Below are 16,183 nucleotides of genomic sequence, written 5' to 3'. Positions count from 1 at the left end.
TGACCGGATCGTCTCCCACGTCGATGGACAAGGCCGCGACGCTCGCCTGGCTCCGCCGGATCTCCGGTGATTTGGCCACAGCGACCATCCAGCGCCTTGAAGACACGCTGCCCTGGTACGCCGATATGCCACCGGCCCGCCGCTCTGCGGTCGGGCTGGTGGCCCAGGCAGGCATCACGTCGTTCATCCAGTGGTTCGACGATCCGACATCCACCCCCTGGATCGCAGCTGACATCTTCGCTGCAGCTCCCCGCGAGTTGCTGCGCAGCGTCAGCCTCACCCAGACGCTGCAGCTGATCCGCGTCACGGTGGAGATCACCGAGGAACGCATCGCCGGCAAGGGTGAGATGCTGCGCGAGGGAATCCTGCTGTACTCCCGCGACGTCGCTTTCGCCGCAGCCGATGTGTACGCACGCGCGGCTGAGGCTCGCGGCCTGTGGGATGCACGGCTCGAAGCCCTCGTCGTCGACTCGATCCTCACCGGCGAAGCCGACGAAGAGCTCCCCAGCCGAATCGCCGCCCTCGGCTGGCACGGTCACGGTGAGGTCTGCGTTCTCGTCGGTGCAACTCCCCCGCAGTTCGACGTGGATTACGTTCGACGCACGGCGCGCAAGCTTTCCGTCGACGTGCTCATCGGTGTGCAGGGTTCGCGCCTCGTGCTTGTGCTCGGCCGTGCGCGTGTCGCGGGCCGGGAAGAAGAAGACGACGATCTTTCCTTCGCGGAGATCGCAACGCGCCTGGAGCCGACGTTTGGGAACGGTTACGTCGTTCTCGGCCCGCCCGTGGCAGCCCTCGTGGATGCTGGTCAGAGCGCCCGCGCGGCCCTTGCCGGCTTCGCCGTCGCTCGCGCCTGGCGCACCGCTCCGCGCCCGGTAGAAGCGGATGATCTGCTTCCCGAACGTGCGTTGGCTGGTGATCCGCTTGCGAAGCAGACGCTCATCGAGCGGATCTATCGCCCCCTGCAGGCGCACTCCACCGATCTGGTCACGACGCTGTGGAGCTATCTCGACAACGGCCGCTCGCTCGAAGCCACGGCGCGCGAGTTGTTTATCCACCCCAACACTGTCCGGTACCGCCTCAAGCGCGTCAGCGAGGTCATCGGTTGGGATGCTACCGGCCCTCGTGAGGCCCTGATCCTGCAGACGGCGCTGATTCTTGGCTCGATCGGTACGGCGGAATCGGTGCGCCGCCGCTCCGCTCCCCGGCGCGCACGGTAACAGCCCTTCAACGAGTATTCGACACACACAAACGATTCGCACAATCTTGTGATGGATCATCCACCGTTTTTGCCTGATCGTTGGCAGACTGGGTGAGTGATTGTCGTCGCTTGCCCCGGACAGGGCTCCCAGACCCCCGGTTTCCTCGCCCCCTGGCTCGAGCTGGACGGCGTCGCCGACAGCCTCGCCGCCTACTCGGAGGCCGCTGAAGTCGACCTGATCCGCCACGGCACAGAATCGGACGCCGACACGATCCGCGACACGCGCATTGCGCAGCCACTGATCGTCGCTGCCTCACTGATCGCCGCACAGGCTCTCGTCGGGCGCGCGGGGCGCACCCCGGACGGCGTGGCGGGCCACTCGGTCGGAGAGCTTGCCGCTCTGGTCGGCTCGGCAGTCATCTCCGCAGAACACGCTATGCGTCTGGTCGGGGTGCGCGGGCGCGCGATGGCGGATGCCGCGGCACAGACTCCGACCGGCATGAGCGCGGTCATCGGCGGCGATGAGCAGACAGTGCTCGCGCGCCTCACTGAACTCGGCCTGTCGCCGGCGAACTACAACGGTGGCGGTCAGATCGTCGTGGCAGGAAGTCTGCCTGCACTCGCCGAACTCGCTGAGACACCGGTCAAGGGCACCCGCGTGATCCCGCTCCAGGTCGCCGGTGCCTTCCACACCGATTACATGACCCCGGCCGTTGCGGCGCTGCGCTCCGCCGTCTCAGAAGTCGTTCCGAGTGACCCGCAGATCAAGCTGTGGACGAACCGCGACGGGTCGATCGTCACCTCGGGCGCAAGCGCACTCGAACTCATCGTCAACCAGGTGTCCTCGCCGGTGCGCTGGGATCTGTGCATGTCGTCGTTTGCCGACAACGGCATCACCGGGCTGATCGAGCTGGCTCCGGCCGGCGCCCTCACCGGACTCGCCAAGCGCGGGCTGCGCGGCACGCCCACCGTCGCTGTCAAGACCCCCGAAGACCTCGACGCAGCAGCTGAGCTGCTGAATGGAGCAGCCGCATGACCGTCACGCTGAAGCAGACGACAGGCCCGCAGTACACCCGCATCCTCGCTTACGGTGCGGCGCGGGGTGAGAACGCGGTGCCGAACGAAGACCTGATCGGGCCGATCGACTCCAGCGATGAATGGATCCGTCAACGTACGGGCATCATCACCCGCGCACGAGCGGTACCGGAAACCGACGCGATCGACCTCGCAACCACCGCTGCCAAGGAGGCCATCGAGCGCTCGGGCATCGATCCGGCGAAGATCGACCTCGTCATCGTGGCGACGATCAGCAACCCGAAGCAGACGCCTTCGGCCGCAGCGATCGTCGCTGACCGTGTCGGGGCGAACCCTGCCGCGGCGTATGACTCCAACGCCGCCTGCGCCGGCTACGCGTACGGCATCGCTCAGGCGGATGCACTGATCCGCGCGGGAGCCGCGCACTACGCGCTCGTGATCGGCACGGAGAAGCTCTCCGACGTCGTCGACCCCGCTGACCGCAGCATCTCGTTCCTGCTCGGCGATGGTGCTGGTGCGGCCGTTGTCGGCCCCAGTGACACGCCCGGAATCGCGCCCGTCGTGTGGGGTTCCGACGGCTCGAAGTCTGACGCGGTCGGCATGAACCACACGCTCACCGCGTTCCGCGATGGTCAGGCTCCCTGGCCGACGCTGCGCCAAGAAGGTCCCACCGTCTTCCGCTGGGCGGTGTGGGACATGGCGAAGGTCGCCCGGAAGGCACTTGAGGCCGCTGGCATCGAGGCATCCGACCTCGCCGCCTTTATTCCGCACCAGGCCAACATGCGCATCATCGACGAATTCGCAAAGCAGCTCAAGCTGCCCGAGACCACGGTTATCGCCCGCGATATCGAGACCACCGGCAACACATCGGCCGCGTCCATCCCGCTGGCCAGCCACCGTCTGATGAGTGAGCATCCGGAACTTTCCGGCGGCCTCGCACTGCAGATCGGCTTCGGCGCGGGCCTAGTTTTTGCCGCACAGGTCGTCGTCCTCCCCTGATCCGCCTCATCCGTTGCCTAAACTATTCAACGGTTCCGATTACAACCCGCAAGAAAGAGGAAAACCACATGGCTTTCACCAACGATGAGGTTCTCGCAGGCCTCGCCGAGCTCGTCACCGATGAGACCGGCATCGATAGCTCCGAGGTCGCACTCGAGAAGTCCTTCACGGACGACCTCGACATCGACTCGATTTCGATGATGACGATCGTCGTCAACGCCGAGGAGAAGTTCGGTGTCACCATCCCCGACGACGAGGTCAAGAACCTCAAGACCGTCGCTGACGCCGTCAACTTCATCGTCGCCGGCCAGGAGTAATACCTGATGGATGCCACACCCGCTGTCCGCGGGGCGTGGCATCCTCTGCCTTCCCACACTCGAGTACTCCGTCCGACAAGGAACCTCACGCAATGACCAAGCGCATCGTCGTCACCGGTATCGGCGCCAGCTCCGCCATCGGCGGCACGGCCCCCGAGAACTGGACCAATCTGCTTGCTGGAATGGCCGGTGGACGGACCCTCGAGCATGACTGGGTCGCCGAGTACGACCTGCCCGTCACCTTCGCCGCTGAGGCGATGGTGCGACCAGAGACCGTACTCGCTCGCCCGATGGCTAAGCGCCTTGATCCGTCATCGCAGTTCGCACTGGTCGCCGCGATGGAGGCTTGGGAAGACGCCGGCACGCCGGATGTTGACCCGGAGCGCCTGGGCGTCGACTTCGCCACCGGCATCGGCGGCATCTGGACCCTTTTGGACGCCTGGGACACCCTGCGCGAGAAGGGTCCGCGTCGGGTCATGCCCATGACCGTTCCGATGCTGATGCCGAATGCGGCCGCTGGCAACCTGTCACTGCACTTCCAGGCACGGGCGTTCGCTCGCACCGGAGCCTCCGCCTGCGCATCCAGCACAGAATCACTGGTGAACGCCTACGAGCATCTGCAGGCCGGTTACGCCGACATCGTGATCGCCGGTGGCACGGAATCTGCCGTGCATCCGATCACCATCGCTTCGTTCTCCTCAATGCAGGCGCTCTCGCGCCGCAACGATGACCCCGCCGGCGCATCGCGCCCCTACTCCATCGACCGCGATGGTTTCGTCATGGGCGAGGGAGCCGGTGTGCTGATCCTCGAAACCGAGGAGCATGCCAAGGCACGCGGCGCCAAGATCTACGCCGAGATCGTCGGCGGCGGTGTCACCGCTGATTCGTACCACATCACCGCGAACGACCCCGAGGGACGCGGTGCGGAACGCGCTGTGCGCCAGGCGCTCGAGATGGCCGGTCGCACGCCGGATCAGATCACCCACATCAACGCGCACGCGACGTCAACGCCGGTCGGCGACCCGAACGAGTACACCGCCCTGCGAAGCGTCATGGGCGATCGAGTCCATGACGTTCCCGTTTCAGCGACCAAGGCATCCACAGGCCACCTCCTCGGCGGCACCGGTGCGCTTGAGGCGATCTTCACCGTTCTCGCCATCCGGGACCGTCTGGCGCCCCCGACCATCAACATCACCACGCAGGATCCTGCGATCCCGCTGCTGGTCTCCGGCGACGCCCAGCCGCTGGGCGATGGCCCGCAGCTCGCGATCAGCAACTCCTTCGGCTTCGGCGGACACAATGCCGTCGCAGCGTTCGCCGACTACGACGGCTGACCGGTAGCGCCTGAGCACATGATGAAGGCCTCGACCCCGATTCTTTCGGGGCGAGGCCTTCATCGTGCGGGGCGGGATTCGATTTCTCAGCTTCCGGGATCGCTCACCGGTTTCCGATACTGACGCCTCCCGGCACCCGGGTCATTGTGGTCGTCGAGCCCGCTCAGCCGACCTTGTGCAGCCAGACGACGCTCGCGTCATCGCTGGCGTGCCGGAACGGTTCGAGTTCTTCATCCCAAGCCGAACCCAAGGCAACGTCGAGTTCGCGCTGCAGCTCGACAGCGCTGCCTGCCGCGATCTCCATCGCGTAGCGGATGCGGTCCTCACCGACGACGATGTTGCCGGCGGTGTCGGTCTGGGCGTAATGGATGCCGAGATCAGGGGTGTGCAGCCAGCGGCCGCCCTCGCTGCGGGGCGTCGGGTCTTCACTGACCTCGAACCGCAGGTGCTCCCACCCGCGAATGGCTGTCGCGAGAGCCGCACCCGTGCCGGCCGGACCATCCCAATAGAACTCGGCGCGGCGGGCGCCCTCGAGGACTGGCTGATCAGCCCAGTCAAAGTTGACTGCACGACCGATAGCGCGTCCCACCGCCCATTCCAGGTGCGGGCAGAGCGCGCGAGGTGCAGAGTGGATGTACACCACTCCGCGTGCGTATGCCGTCGCCATGATCTCTCCGTTTCATCAGGTGCGTCTTCCCCAACGACCTGAACCAACGAAGCGTGGCGCGTGTATGCGGTTATATGGCGATTATCGCCCAGTCTGTGTGAAATCACAAGCGTGTGATTACACGGGAAGCCCCAGTCATGAGACCAGGGCTTCCCGATGTCAAGCTGAGGGTCAGGCCTCGCTCATGGCGAGCTTGGCCTGCTGCCCCTTGGCTGCGTAATAGGCAGCACGTGCGGCATCCCGGCGGGCCTGTTCTGCGTAGCCCTGCTCGAGCACATCCTGCGCGACCTCGACCTGCTCGTGCTGGTCGGTGCCGTTGTACTTCTCGATGTATGCGTCCAGCTCGGGGCCCGACGTCCACGACGTGATCAGGCAGTAACGCGGCTGGTCACCGTTGTGCGTCGTAGCGTGCCACAGGCGCTGGGTGTCGACGATCAGCTGCGCGCCGGCGGGAAGCGCGATGCGGTACTCGATGCTCGGGTCGGTGCGGTTCTCACGCAGGACGAAGTAGCTGTCCTTGTCGTCGGTGAGGTTGAAGAACCCGCGAACCACCCAGCCGGTACCGTCGGGGTTGAGACGATTGTTGTCGTCCTGGTGAAGGTTGTAGAGGCATTCGCCATAGGGCGTCGGCTGCAGCTCGATCACGCGGCAACGACCGACGTTCGCGCCCGGTTCCTGAGCACGTGCGGTCAGGGTCGGCGCAATCGCGGTCTGCGAGTCGATCCACACCCCGTCCTTGTCAGTGCGCGGCGGCTTGTGGTTCCAAAAGCCGTTGCACTCGATCTCGCCCTTGGCGCTCGCGAGCGGCGCGAAGCGCGTGTCTCCCGAAGACTTCCAGTCGTTGTACTCGATATCGAGCCACTCCTTCGGGTCCATCTCCTTGTCGTACTTGTCAAGAATGACGAAACCCTTGTCTTCGAGGGCTGCGGATTTGATGTATCCCATGATCTGAGTCATGTCCTTTCATCTGGGGCCAGCACGTTTTAACAGGCCCTGATAAGGCAAGCCTAACAGCGCACCCTGAACACCTTCGAGAGCGCGGCCGGGAAAAATCCGAGGCCGCTAGACTCGATGACGGCGGATGGCACTCCGCCGATGTGAGGAGCACGAGCGAACAATATGGCCACCGCCACCAATGTCGAAGCGACCGCCGTCAACACGATCGAGTGGCTATCCGCCCCCGACACGACCATCGTCGTCCCCGTCTATCAGCGGCAGTACCGCTGGGACATCGGTGGATGCGAACGCCTCCTCGCCGATGTGCGCGCCGTGGCCGGCGAAGACAGCGCACATCGCCACTTCATCGGCTCGATCCTGTCTGCCCAGGACTCCTCCGACACCGATCTCATCCTCATCGACGGCCAGCAGCGCATCACCACACTGATGCTCTTGGTTGCTGCGCTCCATCACGCGGTGCGCGAGACCGATCCGATCATGGCCGCTGAGCTCGAGCGCGTGCTGATCCGCCCCGACGACCCGACTCGCACCAAGTTGCGCCCGCACGACGCCTGGGCCGAGCTCTACGAGTCTGTGGTGCTCGACCGGCGTGACGACAGCGAGCGCGAGTCGCGGTTCGACGACAACTATGCGTTCTTCCGCAGCCAGGTGCACGCTGATGAGGCATCGCGCATCTGGTGCGGGCTACAGAAACTAGAACACGTCTCAATCACGCTCGGGGCATCCGCCAACGCCCAGCAGATCTTCGAGAGCCTGAACTCCACCGGCGAGCCCCTGCGCGATCACGAGCTCATTCACAACTACATCCTGATGGGCCTGACCCACACCGAGCAGTTGGATGTCGAAGAGCGCTTCTGGCTGCCCATCGAGCGCCATACGGGCGAGACGATCGGTGCTTTCTGGCGGCACTACCTGGTGATGACGACAGGTCGCGAAGTCGCGGCCGCCGGTGAGCATGGCGTGTACAGCGCGTTTCGCCAGTCCTTCCCGCGGGTCGATGTGGAGCATCTGCAGGCTGATGCCGAGATCTGGCGCCACTATGCCGAGATCTACGGCATCCTTCTCGATCCGTCTCAAGAAACGGACCCGGTGCTTCGCCAGCAGCTCGAGTACATCAACACCTTCGGCAAACAGGCTTACCCGCTCGCGTTGAGCGCATACAGCGATCGCGTACGCGGGCTGATTTCTCGTGATGAGCTCGTGGAGACGCTGGAGTGGATCCAGGCACTGTATCTGCGTCGAGCTCTCGTCAATCTGCCGACGGAGCGCCTCATCGCACGCCTGTGCCGTGCTCGTTCGGAAGGGCGCGAGGCGCTGATGCGCGCGCTGGCACGCATCACTCCGTCGGACGAACGCGTCGCGGCGGTACTGAAGTACGTAGAACTCCCGCACGCCGCGTACGTACTCGGTCGAATCGAACGCGTCCCCGACACCTCTGCGTTCGACATCGAGCACATTGTTCCCCTTGCACCGGGAGACACCTGGTCCGGCGATGGAGTTCGCCCGTGGAGCGAGTACACCGACGACGAGCAGAACAGCCATCGTGCGTTGGCACCGACCCTGGGAAACCTGACGCTACTCGAGCAGCCCCTGACTGAACGTGTGTTCGGAGCGTCGTATCCCGACAAGCAGAGCACCTACGCTCGCAGCAAGGTTTCAGAAACCCGCGACCTCGCGCAGACGCCGGCGTGGACTACGTCGGCGATTTCTCAGCGCACGATCGCGCTGACCGCACAGCTGCTGCAGATCTGGGCCCGCCCCGGGCTGCCTGAGATCGACGATGACGGGTTGACCCCGGTTCTGGATGCCGTGCGCCGCCGCGGCTGGCCCGCAGGCTGGGATCGCGAGTTCGATTACATCGAGTATCGCGGCGAGCACTGGGAGATCAAAGACGTTCGTGCGCTGTTCAACCGCGTCTTCCGTCGCGCCTGGACCGACGACCGCGCGGCTGCGATCAGGTACTGTGCTGCGCACGGTGGACCGATCTACAATGAAATGGCATGGAAAGGCCAGTGGGACGCACTGGACGACGAGAACTTTCTGTACATGGGATGGGACTCGAACTACATGATGAACGCCGTGCAGGGCGTGTTGGAAGAGTCGGGCATCGCCGCCGAGGTGTTCGTGAAGTACTCGTATATCGGCAACGTGATGTGATGCGACAGGAAGCACCCACCAGAGTTCCGGCACTGCCCGATCTCACTGCCGACCCCTTCGACCAAGCATTCGCCGACATCTCGATCGGGTGGGATGACGACGCGCCGCAGATCTGCGAGTGCGACCACGGCGACGAAGCGGCCTATGCCCCGTGCGGTCGCCGAGCCAAATGGCGCGTGACGATCGACTGCACCTGCGGCGAGGATCACCCTCGCACGATCGAATTGCTGTGCACGAAGTGCTTGCGAACCGCGCGTAAAGACCTCGGCAACGAGGCCATTACCGCGCGTCCGCTATAGCTGGCGCTGCAGTTGCGCGAGATTGACCGTCGTAAACAGGTTGTCAAGGGTCGGTCGCGGACGTTCAGGTGGTCGTAGCATCGGCGTGTGAGGCGACCGCTCCAGGCATGGAGCTGAGTAGCGACGCATTCGACAGCTATCATCGCTTCCGCGAGGACATGGAATTGATGGCCGACAACGGTCTCAGCGCGTACCGGTTCGGAATCGATTGGTCTCGAATTGAACCGCGCCCTGGTCAGTTCTCCCGAGCCGAACTCGCGCACTACCGGCGGATGATCGACACAGCCCTCGAGCTGGGCCTGACGCCGGTGATCACGCTGCATCACTTCACCGCTCCCGCGTGGTTCGCCGACGAGGGAGGCCGGTTCGGAGACAGGCCAATCGAACCGTTCGCGGCCTACGCCACTGACAAGTTGGCTCCGCCCCTTTCAGCTGGGCGAGTTGCCAATAGCCGGACGCCCGCATCCTTGCACGCTCGAATGCCTCCGGATCTACCTACGCTCAGGCCAAGGCTGCTTCGGAGTTGGCGAAAGGCATGATGACGGTGACACGGATCTACGCGCGGTCGTAGCGAGGTATTCCCAGACCCGCCTGATCGTGGGCCTTTCAGCGGCCGGGCCAAGTAAAGCGAGGCTGCCCGGCCACGGGACGGTGTCGGAAGTGGCACGATAGCAGGATGGGAGCGAAGGTGTCACGCGGTGATCGACGGTCGACGATTCTTCGCTCAGTGATCGACGAGATCGTCGCTTCTGAGGCCCCGGACGTAGCCATGGCGCGCGTAGTGGCCAGCAGCGGTGCGGCGCTGAAAACGATCTACCGCTACTTTGGCTCGAAGGATGTTCTGCTCGCAGAGGCCCTGCGTGAGTGGTACCGCGGAGTGATCATCGAGGCGACATCCCCACAAAACACTGGATCGGGAACTATCGCTACGATCACTCTCTACCTCGAGGGCACCCTCCGCGCATTTGCCCAGGATTTGGGGATGACGCGACTCTTGGTGCACAACTTCACCAGCACCGATCCCGCTGTGACTGCCACGCTCGCAGGCATGCAGGAAGACGCAAACCAAGCACTCATCGGTCATCTCGGTTCAGATTCAGAACCGGAGTTGGTGCTCGCACACTCCCTCACCACCTACGGAGCTTCCCGTCTAGCAATGGGCGCAGGAAGCTTCGACCAGGTGCTGAACGATGCGATGTCAGCGCTCGCGCTGATAGGCGAGCGCTGACATCGTTCAGCCTTCGTGGATGAATCCCCCGGCGATCCATCCGAGTGCCATGACCGGCGCGGCAGTGTTTCCCGAGACTTGAAACGGGAGGACGGATGCATCGACCACCCGCAGCCCCTGCACTCCGCGCACACGCAACCGCGAATCGACGACATCGTCGTCGTTTCGCCCCATGGCCGCCGAACCCACTGCGTGGTAGATCGTCGTACCGTAGTGGCGGGCGTACTCGATGGCCGTCTCGGGCTCGGATGAGACGGCATCCGTTGGGAAGTCTTCACCTGCGATGATGTCGGCCAGCGGCGCTTGGGCAAGCAATTCTCGCGAGCGTCCCAGACCGCGTGAGGACGCGCGCTGATCCAGCTCCGTCTCGAAGTATCGCGGCTCGATGAGCGGCAGGTCCGATTGTTCGGTGCCAGTGAGGTGGAGCGAGCTTTGAGTCTCGGGCCGGATTTGGTACATGCCGACCAGCATTCCCGGATGATCGGCGAGGGTCATCGACGTAGCGGTCGGGTCAACCGCGAAGGGCGTGATCGAGCCCATCATGTCGGGCCGGTCGAGCCCGGGTTCCGATTTGACGTAAAACGTAAAATCGTATCCGGCGGTAGCGATCGGGCCGCGGCGGGTCAGGAGGTAGAGCGCACCCTGCGCCCCCTGCTTGACCAGGTTGTTGAGCTCGAGCGTCGCCCCGAGGTTCTTGGTGAGGCGGGCTTGAACGCTGGCTGGCCCGTGTTGCTCAATGATGCGTTCACCCAACTGCGGGGCTTCCACGAGCACCTCGACGCCGGCGGCACGCAGCACGTTGGGTTTGCCGACGCCGGAGCGTTCGAGCAGGAGCGTGGACTCGATCGTGCCGCCGGCGACAATCACTTCGCGTCGGGCGCGAAACTCGACAGGCTGGCCCTTGCGAGTGCCCTGCACGCCCGTCGCCCGCCCATCCTGAATGACAACACGGCTGACCCAGGTACGTGTTTCGAAGTCAACGTTGGATCGGCGCAGCGCCGGCCGCAGATACGCACTCCAGGGACTGGTACGCTGTCCGCGCTTGACTGTTGATGGGGTGTATCCGATTCGCTCGGTGTCTGCGGAGTTGACATCAGCCATTTTCTCTAGGCCCAGGGATTGCCCCGCCGCGAAGATCCGATCGGCAAGTTCGCCTGTCGCGCCGCCTGCTGAGATACCGAGGCGACCGCCCACGCCCCGGTACTTACCCTCGCCGAGGTCGTGGTCCTCCATTGCGCGGTATGCGGAAAGGAACCCGTTCCAGTTCCACACCGAATCGCCCGCGTGCTCGGCGAGGTTGTCGTAGTCAGTCTGGAAGCCGCGGTTCCACATCATCCCGTTGACGGTCGTCGAGCCGCCCGCGACTTTGCCTCGCGTCCATGTCTCGACGTTCTGCGTGCCTGCGATAGGGGCGGTCTGATAGTTGTAGGTGTAGCGGTTGCCTTTCAGCGTGAAGAAGAAGCCCTTCGGCACACTGTGAATAGGGTTTCCCGCACCCGGCCCGTTCTCGAGCACCAGCACCGACACGCTCGGGTCGTTCGAGAGGCGGTATGCGAGTGTGGATCCGGCTGCACCGGCACCGACGATGATGTAGTCGTAGTTGCGAGACATTGATGAGCTCAACTCCTCCGGTGGCGGCACCGAAACCGAGGGTCTTCCTTGACCAACATTGGTAGAATAACATTCTACCAAGTGTGCGTCCATGCGACTCATGGTGAGCAGGCTTTTCCATTCAGGCTGCAATTCAGAAAGACGATAGCAAGGGAGCTCATATGCTTAGATTTGATGACCGTGTCGCGATTGTCACCGGTGCCGCGAAGGGTCTGGGAAGAGAATATTGTCGCCTACTGGGATCCCGTGGCGCGCGAGTAGTTATCAACTGCCTGCCCCACGAAGCTGATGAGGCCGAGGCCCTTCTAGAGGAGGTGCGCTCCTCGGGGGGGTGACGCCATTGTGGCTGCCGGTGACATCGGTGCCGTTGGAGTTCCTGAATCACTTGTGGAGGTGGCGCTGAAGACGTGGGGGCGTATCGACATTGCCGTTAGCAACGCTGGGAACGTGCCACAGACTTCGCTCGCAAGCGCAGATCCAACGCGCACTTTGGAGCCATGGCTGGACGTGCACGTCCGGTCTGTGCTTCGACTGAACGCAGCAGTGTGGCCCCACATGGCCGAGCGTGGCTACGGCCGTCTGCTGGCTACGAGTTCAGCAGCTGCCACCGGCTATATCGAGCTGCCGGACGGTTACGTGGTCGACTATGCGCTTGCGAAGTCGAGCCTCTTCGGCGCGGTACGACAGACCGCTGCGGAGGGAAGGGAGTACGGCATCACAAGCAACATGGTGATGCCACATGCCTACACCACGATGGTGCGGGAGGCGATTGCGGGAACCGAGCAGGGGAACTGGATGGAAGCGAATCTACGGCCCGAACTCGTAGTAGCGGCTGTCGCACCCCTACTGCATGAGGATTGTCCCACCACCGGCGAGGCGATCACGGCGGGCGGTGGCCGTGCCGCACGCATCTTCTTCGCGGCCACCCGAGGCATTTTCGACCGTCAACTCTCCCCCGAGACCGCACTGGATCGCTGGGGCGAGATCATGGGAAGCACGGGCGAAGGCGGTCTGCTTACCGATGTCTTCGAACAGACACAGCCTCGTGAGGACGCTGTCATGAGTAAAGCTCTCTCAGCCGGAGAGATCCCGTCGCTCGAAGAAATCACGCAGCTTCCGTTGAAGGGCGGAGCCAAGTCGATGAAGGCAAAATAGGACACTCCCAGCTAGGCGAACACATCAGCTCAGGGGCCTTTCAATCGCATGATTGAGAGGCCCTGAGTGTGTGGTTGCCCGATCGACAGCATGAACTCAGCGTTGGGAGCTGTTCCTCATGACACGTTGACCACCCGCTCCCCCACTTAGCCTCCGTGGTCGGCACGGCTACGGAGACTGTGCTGTAACGGCTTGGGTGGGTTAGGCCGAATCTGGGCCGTCGATATCGCGGACGGTCAGGAACTGTGATTGAGATAGCTCGCCTGCGCGGTGGATCAGTCTGCCAAAGCCAGAACGCTGGCCACGTGCGGGCCCTGCGCCCCCATGCCACCGTCGATGCGCCACACCTGGCCATTGATGAACTGCGACTCGTCCGACGCGAGGAATACAGCGGCGTGGGCGATGTCGTCGGCTGCGCCCGGACGGGTCGCCAGCACGCTTCTTTGGATCGCGTCGATCAGTTCCTGCGGCATGGCCTTGAGGCCGTCGTGCAGCATCAGGCCCGGGGAAAGCACATTCGCCCTGATGCCCTGCTTACCGTGCTGGGTTGCGACGTACTGCGTGAAGTTGCCGAGCGCCGCTTTGGAGGCCCCGTAGGCGGGTCTGGAAACGTCACCGAAGAGCCCTGCGCCTGACCCGATGTTGATGATCGATCCGGTGCGCGCCTCCAACATGCCAGGCAGCACCGCCTGAATCAGCTTCACCGGCGCATAGAGGTTGACGTCCATGACCTGGCGCCATAGATCAATCTCGGCATCCAAGACCGCGACGTCCGACGGTGGCGCGAAGGCGGCATTGTTGACCAGGACATCGGCGCCTCCGAACTGCTCGCGCGCGGCCTCTGCAAGATGGTGCGGCGTCTGATCAGCAGCCAAGTCGGCGGCGACGCAGTGAACTTCGTCCTTCAGGTGCCCGAACAGCGCGTTCAGATGCTCGGGATCGCGGTCAGTGGCGACCACGTGCGCGCCTTGGGCCACGAATCGGGCGACAATAGCACGCCCGATCCCGCCTGCCGCGCCCGTCACAATAGCGGTCTTCGTCTGCAGACGCAGTGTCGTCATTGGTTCCACCTTTCGACATATTTCACTTGATTGTGAGGTCACGGGCGCACCGGCCGGACAGCGTCGTGGGACAGATGGATCGCGATGCTCCGTAGCACGTCTGTAGCGTTTGACACCGTGGCCGGATCGGTGCCGCCGAGGGCTTGCGAGAGGATCTCGCGTCGCGCGGCATGGATACTCTCCAAGGCTTGCGCCCCTTTGCCGGTGATGCTGATGAGGAACGCGCGTGCATCCGTGGGTACCCGTTCACGCCGAACCAGGTCGTCGCTCTCCAACCGCTTCAAGCGTGGAGTGATCGACGAGACATCCACGCCGTGACAGGCAGCGATATCAGAGACCCGTAGCGCACCGTAGGCGTCAAGATACTCCAGCAGCGCCCAGGATGCCGGGGGCAGATCGTAGCCGCAGCGCTCGGCAACCTCGCCGTAGGTCGCACGATCGGTCAGCGACCGCAGCACCGCAGCCAGTGAACGTTCCAGGTCATCGAGAACCTCATCCATGTTCGCCACAGTAATGTTCGAGTCGAGCGAAAACAAGTTGGGTCAAGCTAACTATATTCTGTATCGTGGATTACGCCCCATTTCCCCGATGTCGAGGAGCGTCTGTTCATGAAGCTGTCCATTGTTGATCTCGGGACGGTGGCGCCCGACACCACCGAGAAGGACGCTCTGGCCGATGCGCTGGAGACCACACGCCATGCTGAGCAGCGGGGTTTCCACCGCATCTGGTTCGCCGAACATCATCTGAGTCGCTCGGGCGCCTCGCACCACCCCGAGCTCCTGATCGCGGCCGCCGCGATGGTTACCTCCGAGATCCGATTGGGTTCGGGGGCGGTACTGATGAATCACTACAGCCCGTTCAAGGTAGCCGAGATGTTCAAGCAGCTTGAGGCGATGGCTCCGGGCAGGATCGACCTGGGCATGGGCCGCGCCACCGCGGGACCCGTGCTCGATCTGGCGCTTCAGCAGAACAGACAAAACCCTGTGCATGCCAACCATCAGCAGCAGGTGCTGGAGACCTTGAGTTGGCTCTACGAGGCATTTCCTGACGACCACCCGTTCACCGGCCACCCATTGATGACGACTGTGCCCGAGGTGCCGCAGACCTGGCTACTGGGCTCCAGTCCGAACGGTTCGAACCTCGCCGCCGGCCTCGGTATCGGCTACACGTTTGCCGGGTTCATCAACCCTCTGGGCGCCGCTGCGGCGCTGCGCCACTACCGGGAGAACTTCGCCCCTCAAGGTTTCGGGCTTGACTCCCCGCGGGCGATCCTGGCGGTCAACGTCGCAGTTGGCGACACTACCGCCGACGGCCTGCACCTGGCCAATTCGCCGAAGGGCTTCTACTCCAGGCTCAGTCGTGCTGGCCGTGCCGCCGGATCGGTCGTAGTACCTGCCCCCGATGAAGCCGCGCGCGAGATGACACAGGCCGAGAAGGACCAGCCAACGACCATCGTCGACGGCCAGTGGCCCAGGTTCGTGGCCGGCGGACCCGATGATGTGCGCGCCACCTTGGAGCAAATGATCGCCGAAAGCGGTGCAGATGAGCTTATGATCCAAAACCTCATCGCCGACCCCGCTGCCCGACGCCATTCCCACGAACTCCTCGCCCAGGCATTCGGCCTCACACCGCGGTCCGTACCGCGCGTGGAAACGCTGAACTCAGTGGAGACAGCGCGGTGAAGTTCGCAGACTACTACGAGATCATGCAGACCATCGCCCGCTACGGACATGCCCTCGACGCTGGCACGGCGCCATTTGACCAGATCTTCACGGACAACGTCGAGCTCGACCTCACCCACGCGGGTCCACCCGGCCAGCCGGGACCTGTCATCAAGGGTCGGCAACACGTTCTCGAAGCCATGACCGGGTCGGCCGACGATCCGCACACCTACCGCTCAGTTCTCACACGCCCCGCACTCTCCCACCACACTACCAACAGCGAGATCGTCGCTGACCGTGGTGATGAGGTCGAGGTCCGCAGCAAGTTCCTCCGCCTCGGGAACAGTCAACCCGGCCCCATGCCCATACTGATCGGCCAATACCTCGACACGCTCATACGCACCATTGATGGGTGGCGCATCAGCCGACGCGAAGTCATCTCTCACGGGCCATGAGAGCCCAGCAATGAAAATACGGTGAGTGGCTCAGATACCCGGCACGACT

The 16,183-nt window shown here is 63.6% G+C and carries 17 protein-coding genes and 1 pseudogene; 13 read left to right on the top strand and 5 right to left on the bottom strand.

Annotation, left to right across the window (positions count from 1 at the left end; translation table 11 throughout):
* Positions 1–23 precede the first annotated feature (23 nt).
* The 5 genes from ACSU1L_RS01950 to ACSU1L_RS01930 all read left to right on the top strand — a co-directional run bounded on the left by ACSU1L_RS01950 (position 24) and on the right by ACSU1L_RS01930 (position 4,883).
* Positions 24–1,217 carry a PucR family transcriptional regulator gene (locus ACSU1L_RS01950; protein WP_438254845.1) on the top strand — a complete coding sequence of 398 codons (1,194 nt, stop codon included), beginning with the start codon at positions 24–26 and terminating at the stop codon, positions 1,215–1,217.
* A 96-nt stretch (positions 1,218–1,313) separates the two neighbouring features.
* Complete coding sequence (locus ACSU1L_RS01945; protein WP_439254513.1) at positions 1,314–2,234, top strand: ACP S-malonyltransferase; 921 nt, start codon at positions 1,314–1,316, stop codon at positions 2,232–2,234.
* Positions 2,231–3,232: a beta-ketoacyl-ACP synthase III gene (locus ACSU1L_RS01940; RefSeq protein ID WP_438254386.1), complete on the top strand. Its 1,002-nt coding sequence runs from the start codon at positions 2,231–2,233 to the stop codon at positions 3,230–3,232. Before ACSU1L_RS01945 ends, ACSU1L_RS01940 begins: the two co-directional genes overlap by 4 nt.
* A gap of 68 nt (positions 3,233–3,300) precedes the next feature.
* The gene (locus ACSU1L_RS01935) at positions 3,301–3,549 is read left to right on the top strand and encodes an acyl carrier protein (RefSeq protein WP_147038765.1); all 249 of its coding nucleotides are present in this window, start codon (positions 3,301–3,303) and stop codon (positions 3,547–3,549) included.
* Between the two features lie 92 nt (positions 3,550–3,641).
* Complete coding sequence (locus ACSU1L_RS01930) at positions 3,642–4,883, top strand: beta-ketoacyl-[acyl-carrier-protein] synthase family protein (protein WP_439254512.1); 1,242 nt, start codon at positions 3,642–3,644, stop codon at positions 4,881–4,883.
* A 163-nt stretch (positions 4,884–5,046) separates the two neighbouring features.
* Here the strand turns inward: ACSU1L_RS01930 and ACSU1L_RS01925 are convergent, their stop codons facing one another.
* Positions 5,047–5,550: a DUF3145 domain-containing protein gene (locus tag ACSU1L_RS01925; protein ID WP_439254510.1), complete on the bottom strand. Its 504-nt coding sequence runs from the start codon at positions 5,548–5,550 to the stop codon at positions 5,047–5,049.
* A gap of 171 nt (positions 5,551–5,721) precedes the next feature.
* Positions 5,722–6,495, bottom strand: coding sequence for a hypothetical protein (locus ACSU1L_RS01920; RefSeq protein ID WP_438254843.1), 774 nt, complete (start codon positions 6,493–6,495; stop codon positions 5,722–5,724).
* Positions 6,496–6,669: 174 nt separating this feature from the next.
* Between ACSU1L_RS01920 and ACSU1L_RS01915 the strand changes: the two genes are divergently transcribed.
* From ACSU1L_RS01915 to ACSU1L_RS01900, 4 genes are all read left to right on the top strand, one after another.
* Positions 6,670–8,664: a DUF262 domain-containing protein gene (locus tag ACSU1L_RS01915; protein WP_439254509.1), complete on the top strand. Its 1,995-nt coding sequence runs from the start codon at positions 6,670–6,672 to the stop codon at positions 8,662–8,664.
* Positions 8,664–8,963 (top strand): hypothetical protein, encoded by a 300-nt coding sequence (locus tag ACSU1L_RS01910; RefSeq protein ID WP_439254507.1) that lies wholly within the window; start codon positions 8,664–8,666, stop codon positions 8,961–8,963. Before ACSU1L_RS01915 ends, ACSU1L_RS01910 begins: the two co-directional genes overlap by 1 nt.
* 107 nt (positions 8,964–9,070) lie before the next feature.
* Positions 9,071–9,502: a family 1 glycosylhydrolase gene (locus tag ACSU1L_RS01905; protein ID WP_439254506.1), complete on the top strand. Its 432-nt coding sequence runs from the start codon at positions 9,071–9,073 to the stop codon at positions 9,500–9,502.
* Between the two features lie 137 nt (positions 9,503–9,639).
* Positions 9,640–10,191 (top strand): TetR/AcrR family transcriptional regulator, encoded by a 552-nt coding sequence (locus ACSU1L_RS01900; protein WP_439254504.1) that lies wholly within the window; start codon positions 9,640–9,642, stop codon positions 10,189–10,191.
* Between the two features lie 6 nt (positions 10,192–10,197).
* Here ACSU1L_RS01900 and ACSU1L_RS01895 read toward each other — a convergent pair whose 3' ends face one another.
* Positions 10,198–11,802, bottom strand: coding sequence for a GMC family oxidoreductase (locus tag ACSU1L_RS01895; protein WP_439254503.1), 1,605 nt, complete (start codon positions 11,800–11,802; stop codon positions 10,198–10,200).
* A 161-nt stretch (positions 11,803–11,963) separates the two neighbouring features.
* On the opposite strand from ACSU1L_RS01895, the gene ACSU1L_RS01890 reads away from it, so the two are divergent.
* Positions 11,964–12,137, top strand: a complete 174-nt coding sequence (locus tag ACSU1L_RS01890; protein WP_439254502.1) for an SDR family NAD(P)-dependent oxidoreductase — start codon at positions 11,964–11,966, stop codon at positions 12,135–12,137.
* 1 nt (position 12,138) lies between these two features.
* Positions 12,139–12,957, top strand: a pseudogene (locus tag ACSU1L_RS01885) (SDR family oxidoreductase); the annotation flags it as partial.
* Positions 12,958–13,232: 275 nt separating this feature from the next.
* Here the strand turns inward: ACSU1L_RS01885 and ACSU1L_RS01880 are convergent.
* Both ACSU1L_RS01880 and ACSU1L_RS01875 read right to left on the bottom strand, forming a co-directional pair.
* Positions 13,233–14,018: an SDR family NAD(P)-dependent oxidoreductase gene (locus ACSU1L_RS01880; protein ID WP_439254501.1), complete on the bottom strand. Its 786-nt coding sequence runs from the start codon at positions 14,016–14,018 to the stop codon at positions 13,233–13,235.
* A 38-nt stretch (positions 14,019–14,056) separates the two neighbouring features.
* Complete coding sequence (locus ACSU1L_RS01875; RefSeq protein WP_439254500.1) at positions 14,057–14,518, bottom strand: MarR family winged helix-turn-helix transcriptional regulator; 462 nt, start codon at positions 14,516–14,518, stop codon at positions 14,057–14,059.
* 108 nt (positions 14,519–14,626) lie between these two features.
* On the opposite strand from ACSU1L_RS01875, the gene ACSU1L_RS01870 reads away from it, so the two are divergent.
* Positions 14,627–15,700 carry an MsnO8 family LLM class oxidoreductase gene (locus ACSU1L_RS01870; RefSeq protein ID WP_439254499.1) on the top strand — a complete coding sequence of 358 codons (1,074 nt, stop codon included), beginning with the start codon at positions 14,627–14,629 and terminating at the stop codon, positions 15,698–15,700.
* Positions 15,697–16,134, top strand: coding sequence for a nuclear transport factor 2 family protein (locus tag ACSU1L_RS01865; protein WP_439254498.1), 438 nt, complete (start codon positions 15,697–15,699; stop codon positions 16,132–16,134). Before ACSU1L_RS01870 ends, ACSU1L_RS01865 begins: the two co-directional genes overlap by 4 nt.
* Positions 16,135–16,183: the final 49 nt, after the last annotated feature.

The sequence above is a fragment of the Microbacterium sp. A94 genome (assembly GCF_051842855.1).
GTDB lineage: Bacteria > Actinomycetota > Actinomycetes > Actinomycetales > Microbacteriaceae > Microbacterium.
The sequence above is the reverse complement of the archived record's forward strand: the minus strand, read 5'-3'. Positions and strand labels throughout refer to the sequence as shown.

What these genes read in the sequence shown, in the direction of transcription:
- ACSU1L_RS01925 (WP_439254510.1), bottom strand. Translation starts at nt 5,550, where the DNA reads ATGGCGACGGCATACGCACGCGGAGTGGTGTACATCCACTCTGCACCT.
- ACSU1L_RS01890 (WP_439254502.1), top strand. Translation starts at nt 11,964, where the DNA reads ATGCTTAGATTTGATGACCGTGTCGCGATTGTCACCGGTGCCGCGAAG.
- ACSU1L_RS01940 (WP_438254386.1), top strand. Translation starts at nt 2,231, where the DNA reads ATGACCGTCACGCTGAAGCAGACGACAGGCCCGCAGTACACCCGCATC.
- ACSU1L_RS01920 (WP_438254843.1), bottom strand. Translation starts at nt 6,495, where the DNA reads ATGGGATACATCAAATCCGCAGCCCTCGAAGACAAGGGTTTCGTCATT.
- ACSU1L_RS01895 (WP_439254503.1), bottom strand. Translation starts at nt 11,802, where the DNA reads ATGTCTCGCAACTACGACTACATCATCGTCGGTGCCGGTGCAGCCGGA.
- ACSU1L_RS01915 (WP_439254509.1), top strand. Translation starts at nt 6,670, where the DNA reads ATGGCCACCGCCACCAATGTCGAAGCGACCGCCGTCAACACGATCGAG.
- ACSU1L_RS01870 (WP_439254499.1), top strand. Translation starts at nt 14,627, where the DNA reads ATGAAGCTGTCCATTGTTGATCTCGGGACGGTGGCGCCCGACACCACC.
- ACSU1L_RS01935 (WP_147038765.1), top strand. Translation starts at nt 3,301, where the DNA reads ATGGCTTTCACCAACGATGAGGTTCTCGCAGGCCTCGCCGAGCTCGTC.
- ACSU1L_RS01910 (WP_439254507.1), top strand. Translation starts at nt 8,664, where the DNA reads ATGCGACAGGAAGCACCCACCAGAGTTCCGGCACTGCCCGATCTCACT.
- ACSU1L_RS01900 (WP_439254504.1), top strand. Translation starts at nt 9,640, where the DNA reads ATGGGAGCGAAGGTGTCACGCGGTGATCGACGGTCGACGATTCTTCGC.
- ACSU1L_RS01930 (WP_439254512.1), top strand. Translation starts at nt 3,642, where the DNA reads ATGACCAAGCGCATCGTCGTCACCGGTATCGGCGCCAGCTCCGCCATC.
- ACSU1L_RS01950 (WP_438254845.1), top strand. Translation starts at nt 24, where the DNA reads ATGGACAAGGCCGCGACGCTCGCCTGGCTCCGCCGGATCTCCGGTGAT.
- ACSU1L_RS01875 (WP_439254500.1), bottom strand. Translation starts at nt 14,518, where the DNA reads ATGGATGAGGTTCTCGATGACCTGGAACGTTCACTGGCTGCGGTGCTG.
- ACSU1L_RS01880 (WP_439254501.1), bottom strand. Translation starts at nt 14,018, where the DNA reads ATGACGACACTGCGTCTGCAGACGAAGACCGCTATTGTGACGGGCGCG.
- ACSU1L_RS01905 (WP_439254506.1), top strand. Translation starts at nt 9,071, where the DNA reads ATGGAGCTGAGTAGCGACGCATTCGACAGCTATCATCGCTTCCGCGAG.